Source organism: Bacillus cereus group sp. BfR-BA-01347, from assembly GCF_022663835.1.
GTDB lineage: Bacteria > Bacillota > Bacilli > Bacillales > Bacillaceae_G > Bacillus_A > Bacillus_A thuringiensis_K.
Genome location: NZ_JAKUGG010000053.1, coordinates 1 through 10,557, shown reverse-complemented (window position 1 = coordinate 10,557; position 10,557 = coordinate 1). Strand labels below are relative to the sequence as shown.

Sequence of the window (10,557 nt, the reverse complement as noted above, 5' to 3'; positions counted from 1 at the left end):
TGATTGTCCTTTTCTTGCCATAAAAAAATCCCCTCCAGATAAAACAGTATTGAGTCCATCATATCAGATGGACTCTTTTTTTACTGTCTACCTATAGGGGATAATACCAGTTCCCCCGTTCTTTTTATTCAACACCAAATAAAACTTTTGCATTTTTAGTTGTCATTTCTGCTACTTCCTCATAAGAAATTCCTTTTAAATTCGCAATTTCTTCTGCTACGAGTTTTACATAACTCGGTTCATTTCGTTTCCCTCGAAATGGATGCGGCGTTAAATACGGACAATCCGTCTCTATTAACAATTTCTCTAATGGAATCTCCGTAGCAACCTCTTTCGGCTTCTTAGCATTTTTAAATGTAACTGGTCCACCTAACGAAATTAAAAAGTTCATATCAACACATCGCTCTGCTACCTCTACACTGCCGCTAAAGCAATGCATAATGCCTCCTACTTCAGCTGCATTCTCTTCTTCTAGAATATCAACAATATCTTGAGTTGCATCGCGGTTATGTATAATAATCGGCAATTTTACTTTTTTCGCTAATGCAATTTGTTTACGGAATACTTCTTTCTGTATTTCTTTTGGAGACTTATCCCAGTGATAATCTAAGCCCATTTCTCCAAGTGCAACGACTTTAGGATGAGAAGCAAGTTCTTCTAACCAAGCTAAATGTTCTTCTGTCATGTCGATTGCATCAACTGGGTGCCACCCAACCGCAGCGTAAATAAAATCATAGGCTTCAGCTAATTCCATCGCCTTTTTTATCGTTACTTCATCAAAACCAACAACAACTGTATAAGTAACTCCCGCTTCTTTCATTCGGGCAATAACCTCTTGCAAATCTCCTTCGAATTGCTCTGCATTCAAATGTGAATGTGTATCAAACAACATAATACATAACTCCTTTTATATTGAAATCAAGTTTATTCTACAAAAATAAGTTCTTTAATAACTTAACGATAACAATACTACAATCTTAATGCAAAAATAGAGAGTGTAAAAAGAAAAAAGACGCTTCACACATGTTACACGTGAAACATCTCTTTTCTTGTCTTAATTACTTGATTTTTGTACCATTTGGTAGATTTTGGTCAATTGATGCTAATGACAATACGCCATTCTCTTCACCCGCTAAAATCATACCTTGCGATAATTCACCGCGTAATTTTACAGGTTTTAAGTTTGTTACACAAATAACCTTTTTACCTTTTAAGTCTTCCGGTGAATAGAATTTTGCAATTCCAGAAACAACTTGACGCTTTTCTGTGCCTAAGTCTAGTTGAATTTTTAACAACTTGTCTGCTTTTTTCACAGGTTCAGCAGATAGTACTTCAGCTACGCGTAATTCTACTTTAAAGAAATCATCAATTGTAATTTCTTCTGCCTTCGGTTCTTCTTCTTTTTTCTCTTCTACTTTAGGAGCAGAGCTTTTCATTTGTTCTTTAATGTACTCTACTTCCACTTCCATTTCTAAACGAGGGAAAATTGGGTTTCCTTTTTCTACTTTTGTTCCAGCTGGAATGCAGCCAATTGTAGATAGACTTTCCCAAGATTTATGAGCTTCATCAGTAAGACCAAGCTGAGCAAACATCTTGCTTGGTGCTACTGTTAAGAATGGCATAAGCATAATACCTGTTTGACGAAGTACTTCTGCTAAGTGAGCCATTACAGAAGCTAACTTTTCACGATCATTCTCATCTTTTGCTAATACCCATGGTTGTGTTTCATCAATATATTTATTCGTACGACTAACCAATTGCCAAATAGATCCTAACGCTACAGAGAACTCCATATTCTCCATTGCTTCTTCTACTTTTTTCAAAGTATCTTGTGCAAACGCTACTAACGTTTCATCAAATTCCGTTACATTTGCTTTAAATGCAGGGATTTCTCCGTTAAAGTACTTATCAATCATAGCTACTGTACGATTTAATAAATTACCTAAGTCATTTGCTAAGTCGAAATTAATACGCTCCACAAATCCTTCTGGTGTGAATACGCCATCAGATCCAAATGGAACTTCACGAAGTAAGTAATAACGTAATGCATCTAATCCGTAACGATCGATTAATGTAACTGGATCTACTACGTTTCCTTTTGACTTACTCATCTTTCCATCCTTCATTAAAATCCAGCCATGAGCAAAGACTTTCTTCGGAAGAGGTAAATCTAATGCCATTAAAATTATCGGCCAATAAATTGTATGGAAACGAACAATTTCTTTCCCAACTAAATGCACATCTGCAGGCCAGAATTTTTTATATTTCTCTTCATTTGCTGTTCCATAACCTAACGCCGTAATATAGTTAGATAATGCGTCAACCCATACGTAAATAACGTGTTTTGGGTTACCAGGAACACGAACTCCCCAGTCAAATGAAGTACGAGAAACTGCTAAATCTTCTAATCCTGGTTTAATAAAATTATTAATCATTTCATTTTTACGAGACTCCGGCTGAATGAAATGTGGATTATCTTCATAGAATTTTAATAGTCTGTCGACATATTTACCCATTCTAAAGAAATAAGATTCTTCACGAACAAGTTCTACATCATGACCACTATCTGGGCTTTTTCCTCCAACTACTTTGTCGCCTTCCATAATTGGATCTACTAATTGATGCTCTGTATAGAACGTCTCATCTTGTACAGAATACCAACCTTCATATTCATCAAGATAAATGTCACCTTGATCTACTAATTGCTTAAAGATTTTTTCGACAACATCTTTATGACGATCTTCAGTTGTACGAATAAAATCATCATAAGAAATCTCCATCTTCTCCCAAAGCTCTTTAATTCCTGAAACAATGTTATCAACATATGCCTGTGGCGTAATATTTAACTCTTCTGCTTTCTTTTGGATCTTCTGTCCATGCTCATCAGTTCCTGTTAAATAATGCACATTATAACCTTGCATACGCTTATATCGTGCCATCGCATCTCCTGCTACTGTCGTATAAGCATGTCCAATGTGTAATTTTCCACTTGGATAATAAATTGGGGTAGTAATATAAAAGGACTTATTTTCCTCTGTCATTGTTTTGGACCTCCCGAATAACCTCATATGTATTTATAAACAGTATATCAAAAACTCATATATAAAGTGAAACTTTAATCAGTAGGGTTTTTGTTCCTCCCCACTAATTATTAGCCCACATTAATTAGGCTTTTACGAGCAGCCCAAATCTAATTTATCTTCTTTACGCCAACCTAATTTTAAATTTAGGTCTTAATGCTCAATATCTTTATCATCTATTGCTCATATTTCAAAAAAATATACAATCTCCACTTTAAATTTATTATTTTTTCAGAAAATATCGTAAATAATTGTGGAATTTCCTCTCAATCTATTATATATAAGAAATAAGAAATCTATAAATCTTTTTAAAAAATATAGAATTTAAGAATTGACGGAAATGTAAATGATTGGTATCATATGTCCATAGGGTATTTTGTCGAAAAATGACGAATCTAAAAATAGACTCGAAACTTATAAACTATTTATTTAGGAGGAAAAAAATTATGAAATCTACTGGTATTGTTCGTAAAGTTGATGAATTAGGTCGTGTAGTAATTCCAATCGAATTACGCCGTACTTTAGGTATTGCAGAAAAGGACGCTCTTGAAATCTATGTTGATGACGAAAAAATCATCTTAAAGAAATATAAACCAAACATGACTTGCCAAGTAACTGGTGAAGTATCTGACGGTAACCTTTCTTTAGCTGAAGGTAAAATCATCTTAAGCAAAGAAGGCGCTGAGCAAATCTTAAACGAACTTCAAGATTATATCGAAACAGCAAAATAAGCTTCTCAATTATGAGAAGCTTATTTTTTATCGACATGATAGATTTGATATACATCTCTTTTCGACAAATCTCGATCTTTAGCGACTGTTTTAATCGCTTCTTTTGAATTCATACTTTTTTCATTTATATAGTGTTCAATATGATCATATACCGAAAGAGATTCCCACCATTGTTCTTCTGGAGCTGGTTCTTCTGTTGAACCTGCTACTAAAATACAAAACTCACCACGTACTTCATTTTGCTTCGTCCACTCAATTGCTTCTTCGATTGTTCCTCGAATAAATTCCTCAAATTTTTTCGTTAACTCTCGACATAATACAATCTCTCTATTTCCCAACACTTCCTGCATCGAAATTAAAGTATCATCTAAACGATGAGGCGCTTCATAAAACATCATTGTAGTTTGTACATAACGAAGCTTTTCTAACTCCATCTTCCGTTCCTTTTTGTTTCTCTGCAAGAAACCATAGAAATAAAACTGCTGTGTTTCAAGGCCGGATGCAATTAATGCTGTAAGGGCTGCATTTGCTCCAGGAAGCGGAATTACATGGTATTGCTCAGCTACTGCCTCAACAACAATATCGTAACCTGGATCAGAAATACACGGCATACCAGCGTCACTAACAAGTGCTATATTCTTTCCATCCTCTAATTTCTCTAATAGTTTCTTCCCACTTACTTCTTTATTGTGCTCATGATAACTCGTGACAGGTGTTTCAATTTCAAAATAATTACAAAGTTTTTTCGTTTGTCTCGTATCTTCAGCAGCAATTAAATCAACTTCTTTTAAAATTCGGATTGCACGAAATGTCATATCTTCTAGATTTCCAATAGGAGTTGGTACTAAATATAAAACTCCCTTTTCATTTTGTTGAAAGCTTTTTTGTTGCCACATAGCGTTCTCCTTTTTGCATATATGCCTCTTTTTGTTTTCTCGTTAATTGCTTAAAGTAATACTCCGCTTGCATAGCTGTACGCTTATCATTGTGGGTCTCTACATATTTTAAAACGACAGGAAGCCTGGCGCGTGTATACCTAGCTCCTTTGCCGCTATTATGAGTCTGAATTCTCTTTTCTATATGGTTTGTATATCCAGCATAATAACTTCCATCAGAGCACTCTACCACATAAAAAAAATGCTTATTCTTCTCCATATAAAATTGAACGTAGCTCCTTTGTATATTCGTTATTGTTCTCATATACAACGAGAGGTGGTAAAATTTTTAAATCTGCATTTCCATCCTTAATTCCTTCAATTAACAATGTATTTGCTTCTTTTCCAACCTTAGGATAAACAAATTGCACACGCTTTGGTTCAATTTTATATTTACGCATTAATGTGACAATGTCTAGTAATCGCCCTGGACGATGTACAAACGCTACTTTCCCACCTTGTTTTACTAACTGACTACTTGCAGATACAACATCTTCTAATGTACACATAATTTCATGACGAGCTATCGCTAAATGTTCATTCATATTTTTCTCTGAAGTTTGAGGTGTTTGAAAATATGGTGGATTACATGTAACAACATCATATTGATGATGCCCAAGTTTCTCTGGCATATCTTTCAAATCTCCATGTATGAGGTGAATTCTTTCTTCCAACCCATTGTATTGAACACTTCTTACTCCCATATCATATAAGCGTTCTTGAATTTCCACACCAGTAATATTTCCTTTTGTTCTTGTACTTAATAGAAGGGGAACAACCGCGTTACCTGTACACAAATCAAGTAAATTCCCCTTTTGAATTGGTATCCATGCAAAATCTGCAAGTAAAACGGCATCTAAAGAAAAATTAAATACTGATGGGCTTTGTATAATCTTCATGTCTTGTGCTAATAAGTAATCTAAACGTTCATCTTCATATAAATTCATATACTGCTCCTTTTCTTACCCTTAACCTACCCTATTTCATGTATAAAAAATTACCTTTCCAATTATAATTGGAAAGGTAATTTCACTTTTTATTTAAGAATGACAGACAGAATAAACAATCTCCCTCTTTACGTACACTTCCATAATGTAGATTGCAAATATGAAAACCTTCTTGATACAGTCTCGCTAAATTGTCATAGCCTTCACCAATATCTGTTTTCGGCTTCACTTCTTTACGTTTTTGAGTTTTTTGTTTTTCTTTATTCTGCACTTCTTCAAAACGGTGTCGCAAATTGTTATTTTCCATTTTTATATGCTGGTTTTCTTCCAACAACTCTGCAAGATGCTGTTTTAACTCTCCCAACTGTTTGTATAAATGTCCAATTTGCTCTTCCATACTAGAAACCGATTCAAAAATATCTTTTTTCTCCACAAGCACCCACCTCATTAATCTGTGGTTTGACTCGAAACGACCCCTTTATTTACTAACTCATCTAACGTATATTCTACTATCCGTTCCTTGTCTACTAATTCCACTTGAATTAATCTTTCTAAAATATTTAATCCGATAACACGGCCAGTACCATGCGGGGTTTGTATACGTTGATCTAAATCAGGAAGTTGTTCCTTTGCTGCCTCATATTCATCATTCTCATATTTTAAGCAACACATTAAGCGACCACATAAACCAGAGATTTTTGCAGGATTTAATGATAAATTTTGATCCTTTGCCATTTTAATGGATACAGGTTCAAAATCCCCTAAAAAAGTAGAACAACAAAGCATACGACCACATGGACCAATACCACCTAGCATCTTCGCTTCATCACGAACACCAATTTGTCTTAGTTCAATTCTTGTTCTAAAAATTGCGGCTAAGTCCTTCACTAGTTCGCGGAAATCGATCCGACCATCCGCAGTAAAATAGAAAATAATCTTATTACGATCGAATGTATACTCTACATCTACAAGTTTCATATCAAGATTATGCTCTACTACCTTTTGTTGACAGACTTGATATGCTTCTTTGGCAGCATGTTTGTTCTCTTCAACAATGGTACGATCATTTTCATTTGCAATACGAATAACCTTTTTTAGCGGTAATACAACGTCGTTTTCATCAACTTGTTTTTTGGTAATAACTACTTTTCCGTATTCAATACCTCTTACCGTTTCTACAATGACAAACTCATTTTCAGAGATATCGAACTGATTTGGATCAAAGTAATATACCTTCCCGGCCTTCTTAAAGCGAACACCTACTACATCATACAAAACGGTCATCCCTCCTGCAACCGCAACACTAACTGTTCGAACACAAGCTGCGCATTTACATTAGCGTTGATTCTATTTTTTGCCTCTAATATATTAAAGAGAGCTGATACAATGCGCTTCTGAGCATAGGAAAACGATTCAAACATCTCTTTCTGCTCATGAAAAACAAGACGATCTTCTTCTCCAAATTGAACATATAATAAATCCTTATAAATAAGGAGTAACATATCTAAACCTTGCTGTAATTGTTCTTTCTCTCCAAAGTGTTTTCCCCATTTTTCTTGTACAAAAAAAATAGAGGTTTTATCTTTTTCGAGCGCTTCACATAATTTTATCACTAAAGCTCGTGCTTGTGCAAACCATTCATCACTACATAAAGCTAAAGCTTCATCAAAACTATTTGTAAGTTGAGCAGCAAGTGTCGATAAAGATGCTGTAATCCCTTCATCCTGTAATCTTCTAATTAAAGATTCCGTAGGTAACGGTCTAAACGTAACAACTTGGCAACGAGATAAAATCGTATTTAAAATTTGATGACTTTGTTCAGTGAGTAAAATAGCAGTTGTATCACTACTTGGTTCTTCTAAAAATTTCAAAAGTGTATTTGCCGCATTTGCTGTCATACGATCTGCATGCTCAATAATATATAATTTTTTATTTGCTTCTAATCCTGTTTTTGAAAACTCTTCTTGTAAATCATGAATTTGCTGCTTCTTAATAGATAATCCGTCTGGTTTTACAATATGTAAGTTAGGGTGGTTACCTGAATCAATTCGCTTACAGTTTGTACATACATGGCAGGGCTCTACCCCATTTCGCTCAGAACAGAGGAAACTCTTTGCCATTTGAATTGCTGTCGCAAACTTTCCTGTCCCTTTCCCTCCCTCTAACAAGTAAGCGTGGGATATACGCTCTTTTGCAATGCTATTCATCAACATTTTTACACCGATGGGTTGTATAGCAGAAAGCTGCTCCCACGTCTTCGTCATAATGCATACCTCACTTATTTCATTCTTTCCTTCTATTATAACAATTTATCTTCTATAAGCTGAACAACTTCTTCTATAAGTTTTTCCATCGGCTGATCAGCATTTACCAATACAATACGATCCGAGAAACGTTCTACAACTTGTAAATACCCTTCGCGCACACGTTTATGGAAAGAGATATCTTCCATATCTAGTCGATTTACTTCACGTCCTGCATCTTTTTCAATCCGAGCCAAACCAACCTCAGGCTCAATGTCTAGATAAATTGTTAAACTAGGCATACAGTCCTCTGTTGCGAAACGATTTATTTCAAATACCTTATCCATACCCAATCCTCTTGCATAGCCTTGGTATGCTAAAGAGCTATCTATAAAACGATCACATAACACGAGGTAGTTCTCATTAAGTGCTGGCATAACTTTTTCTACTAAATGTTGTCTGCGCGCAGCAGCATAAAGAAGCGCTTCTGTACGTGCTTCCATCATCGTATATTCTTGTTTATGTAAAATCGTCCTAATGTCCTCAGAAATTGCAATACCGCCTGGTTCCCTTGTCGCCATTACCTTTTGTGCTTTTTGTTCAAAATATGGCAATAAGCTTTTAATTAACGTTGTTTTACCTGAACCTTCTGGGCCCTCAATTGTTACAAATAATCCCTTCATCCTAAAACCTACTTTCTATATCATACACTTTCATATATTTCGTATTCCCTTGAAAACGAGCTCCTGCTCTCTCTAAATACATAATTTGCTCTTTATGCTCTGAAGTAATTCTCTCTCCATACATAATCAATGGAATTCCAGGTGGATACGGAATCACCATTTCCGCCGCTATCATTCCAACAGCCTCTTCTATAGATACTATCTTTGTTTCATATCCGTCTAGTTGTTTATACGTATACGGTAAAAGAGAGAATTCACCTTTATAAGTATAACGAATAGATTCCCTCTTGTCTTTCACCTCATAATGTTGCAATGCTACTCGGATCATCTCTATAACCTTCATATATCCCTCATTTACTTGTAAGGGTAAAATAAATAGGACATTGTACGGATCAGCCATCTCTGTATATATACCGACCTTTTCAAATACAGACTGTAATTCGTACCCTGATAACTGACAACGAGTTTGTACGGTGACCTTTAACTCATCTTGCAACGGATATTCTAAAATGGCGATTTGGGGAATAGAACGTAATTGTTCCTTAAATCTTCGTAAAAACTCAACAATTTCAATGTGACCTTCTTCTTTTATACGCGCCATTGTAAAGCGTGCTATATCCAAGGAAGCCATAATTGGATACGATGGACTACTAGATTGTAGCATACTTAAATAAGTAGTAACCTTCTCTTCGTCTACTAAGTGACTATTTATATGTAAATAGGAACCCATTGTCATTGCGGGTAATGTTTTATGTGCAGAATGAACTACAATATCTGCACCATATGTTAATGCTGACTTGGGGAATGGTTCTCCCAAGCACAGATGTGCCCCATGTGCCTCATCTACCAAAACAGGGATTTTATGTGCATGTGCAAAAGCGATGCTTGCCTCTAGATCCATACCCATACCATAATAATTAGGATGCGTTAAAATGAGTGCTTTCGCATTTGGATACTTTTCAATTGCTTTCTTAATAATTTCGTTACGAACTCCCACCGGTACGTTATAAGCTTCATCAATCCATGGATCTAAAAAAATGGGATTTGCTCCCGCAAGTTTTAAAGCATTAATAATTGATTTATGGCAATTTCTTTGCACAAGAACAATATCATGTTCCCCGCAACAAGACAAAATCATTGCTAAGTTCCCGACTGTTGAACCATTAATTAAAAAATAGCTCCTCTTTGTATTATAAACTTCAGCCAATAATTGTTGTGCCTCATCTATACATTCAAACGGACTATGCAAATCATCTAGTCCTGCTAACTCAGTTACATCAATAGATAGAATATCTTTAAACTCTCTTATTGCCTCCTGAGGGAAGTTTAAACCATTCTTATGACCTGGAACATGAAAGGATAACGGCCCTCTTTCTTTAAACTCTATTAACGCCTCATATAAAGGCAAACGATTTTGATTCATCTACATCTCTTCCTTATTATTCATTCTCTATCTATTATACAGAACAAAAAAAATAATAGGCATATGCCTATTTAAAAATATGATACTTCTAATTTTCGAAGCTGCTTTAAATAATGTATATATTTCGGATCATCTGTCTCTGTATTCACCATATCCTTTTCACATTCATAGCATATTAAATTATTATAAACATATATACCTTCTTTTCTTTTTGTCTCACAAACAATACAAACTTCACTTTGTAATTTCATAACCTTCCCTCCCTATTTAAGTGAACCTATTTTATACTTCTAATCCTTAACAATTTACAGAAAAATATACACCCATCTTTTATATAATATGATTAACTCTTGGGCAACGTGTTTGTATTACCATTACTTCTTTCCTATTCTTTTTAACAATACAAAAAAACACAAGTCAAATGACTTGTGTTTTTAGTTGCTTGGCGACGTCCTACTCTCACAGGGACAAGGTCCCAACTACCATCGGCGCTAGAGAGCTTAACTTCCGTGTTC

At 35.1% G+C, this 10,557-nt stretch carries 12 protein-coding genes; 1 reads left to right on the top strand and 11 read right to left on the bottom strand.

Translation table 11 applies throughout. From position 1 onward, the window contains the following. Nucleotides 1-124: 124 nt before the first annotated feature. A complete protein-coding gene (locus tag MR143_RS32285; protein WP_000895851.1) occupies nucleotides 125-892 on the bottom strand; it encodes a TatD family hydrolase in 768 nt (255 codons plus the stop codon). Nucleotides 893-1,058: 166 nt separating this feature from the next. Continuing rightward, on the bottom strand, nucleotides 1,059-3,041 hold the full coding sequence (metG, locus tag MR143_RS32280; RefSeq protein ID WP_000134144.1) for a methionine--tRNA ligase: 1,983 nt from the start codon (nucleotides 3,039-3,041) through the stop codon (nucleotides 1,059-1,061). A gap of 485 nt (nucleotides 3,042-3,526) precedes the next feature. Here metG and MR143_RS32275 point away from each other — a divergent pair, with 485 nt between their 5' ends. Then, nucleotides 3,527-3,811 carry an AbrB/MazE/SpoVT family DNA-binding domain-containing protein gene (locus MR143_RS32275; RefSeq protein WP_000843036.1) on the top strand — a complete coding sequence of 95 codons (285 nt, stop codon included), beginning with the start codon at nucleotides 3,527-3,529 and terminating at the stop codon, nucleotides 3,809-3,811. 20 nt (nucleotides 3,812-3,831) lie between these two features. Here the strand turns inward: MR143_RS32275 and rsmI are convergent, their stop codons facing one another. The 9 genes from rsmI to MR143_RS32230 all read right to left on the bottom strand — a co-directional run bounded on the left by rsmI (nucleotide 3,832) and on the right by MR143_RS32230 (nucleotide 10,293). Further along, nucleotides 3,832-4,707, bottom strand: coding sequence for a 16S rRNA (cytidine(1402)-2'-O)-methyltransferase (gene rsmI, locus MR143_RS32270; protein WP_000267817.1), 876 nt, complete (start codon nucleotides 4,705-4,707; stop codon nucleotides 3,832-3,834). After that, nucleotides 4,676-4,966 (bottom strand): GIY-YIG nuclease family protein, encoded by a 291-nt coding sequence (locus tag MR143_RS32265; protein WP_000414352.1) that lies wholly within the window; start codon nucleotides 4,964-4,966, stop codon nucleotides 4,676-4,678. The genes rsmI and MR143_RS32265 overlap by 32 nt, the downstream gene beginning before the upstream one ends. Continuing rightward, nucleotides 4,953-5,693 carry a tRNA1(Val) (adenine(37)-N6)-methyltransferase gene (locus MR143_RS32260; protein ID WP_001055352.1) on the bottom strand — a complete coding sequence of 247 codons (741 nt, stop codon included), beginning with the start codon at nucleotides 5,691-5,693 and terminating at the stop codon, nucleotides 4,953-4,955. Before MR143_RS32260 ends, MR143_RS32265 begins: the two co-directional genes overlap by 14 nt. An 82-nt stretch (nucleotides 5,694-5,775) precedes the next feature. Next, nucleotides 5,776-6,126: a DNA replication initiation control protein YabA gene (gene yabA, locus MR143_RS32255; RefSeq protein WP_000412063.1), complete on the bottom strand. Its 351-nt coding sequence runs from the start codon at nucleotides 6,124-6,126 to the stop codon at nucleotides 5,776-5,778. Nucleotides 6,127-6,140: 14 nt separating this feature from the next. Next, nucleotides 6,141-6,968 (bottom strand): PSP1 domain-containing protein, encoded by an 828-nt coding sequence (locus MR143_RS32250; RefSeq protein WP_000272429.1) that lies wholly within the window; start codon nucleotides 6,966-6,968, stop codon nucleotides 6,141-6,143. Between the two features lie 5 nt (nucleotides 6,969-6,973). Further along, nucleotides 6,974-7,957 carry a DNA polymerase III subunit delta' gene (holB, locus tag MR143_RS32245; protein WP_000169562.1) on the bottom strand — a complete coding sequence of 328 codons (984 nt, stop codon included), beginning with the start codon at nucleotides 7,955-7,957 and terminating at the stop codon, nucleotides 6,974-6,976. A 35-nt stretch (nucleotides 7,958-7,992) separates the two neighbouring features. Further along, nucleotides 7,993-8,619 carry a dTMP kinase gene (gene tmk, locus MR143_RS32240; RefSeq protein ID WP_000677219.1) on the bottom strand — a complete coding sequence of 209 codons (627 nt, stop codon included), beginning with the start codon at nucleotides 8,617-8,619 and terminating at the stop codon, nucleotides 7,993-7,995. A gap of 1 nt (nucleotide 8,620) precedes the next feature. Further along, entirely contained in the window at nucleotides 8,621-10,042 is a 1,422-nt protein-coding gene (locus MR143_RS32235; RefSeq protein WP_199718286.1) for an aminotransferase class I/II-fold pyridoxal phosphate-dependent enzyme, read from the bottom strand. A 71-nt stretch (nucleotides 10,043-10,113) separates the two neighbouring features. Further along, nucleotides 10,114-10,293 carry a sigma factor G inhibitor Gin gene (locus tag MR143_RS32230; RefSeq protein WP_000776279.1) on the bottom strand — a complete coding sequence of 60 codons (180 nt, stop codon included), beginning with the start codon at nucleotides 10,291-10,293 and terminating at the stop codon, nucleotides 10,114-10,116. Nucleotides 10,294-10,557 lie beyond the last annotated feature (264 nt).

What these genes read in the sequence shown, in the direction of transcription:
- MR143_RS32275 (WP_000843036.1), top strand. Translation starts at nt 3,527, where the DNA reads ATGAAATCTACTGGTATTGTTCGTAAAGTTGATGAATTAGGTCGTGTA.
- MR143_RS32265 (WP_000414352.1), bottom strand. Translation starts at nt 4,966, where the DNA reads ATGGAGAAGAATAAGCATTTTTTTTATGTGGTAGAGTGCTCTGATGGA.
- MR143_RS32230 (WP_000776279.1), bottom strand. Translation starts at nt 10,293, where the DNA reads ATGAAATTACAAAGTGAAGTTTGTATTGTTTGTGAGACAAAAAGAAAA.
- rsmI (WP_000267817.1), bottom strand. Translation starts at nt 4,707, where the DNA reads ATGTGGCAACAAAAAAGCTTTCAACAAAATGAAAAGGGAGTTTTATAT.
- MR143_RS32260 (WP_001055352.1), bottom strand. Translation starts at nt 5,693, where the DNA reads ATGAATTTATATGAAGATGAACGTTTAGATTACTTATTAGCACAAGAC.
- MR143_RS32235 (WP_199718286.1), bottom strand. Translation starts at nt 10,042, where the DNA reads ATGAATCAAAATCGTTTGCCTTTATATGAGGCGTTAATAGAGTTTAAA.
- metG (WP_000134144.1), bottom strand. Translation starts at nt 3,041, where the DNA reads ATGACAGAGGAAAATAAGTCCTTTTATATTACTACCCCAATTTATTAT.
- MR143_RS32285 (WP_000895851.1), bottom strand. Translation starts at nt 892, where the DNA reads ATGTTGTTTGATACACATTCACATTTGAATGCAGAGCAATTCGAAGGA.
- tmk (WP_000677219.1), bottom strand. Translation starts at nt 8,619, where the DNA reads ATGAAGGGATTATTTGTAACAATTGAGGGCCCAGAAGGTTCAGGTAAA.
- holB (WP_000169562.1), bottom strand. Translation starts at nt 7,957, where the DNA reads ATGACGAAGACGTGGGAGCAGCTTTCTGCTATACAACCCATCGGTGTA.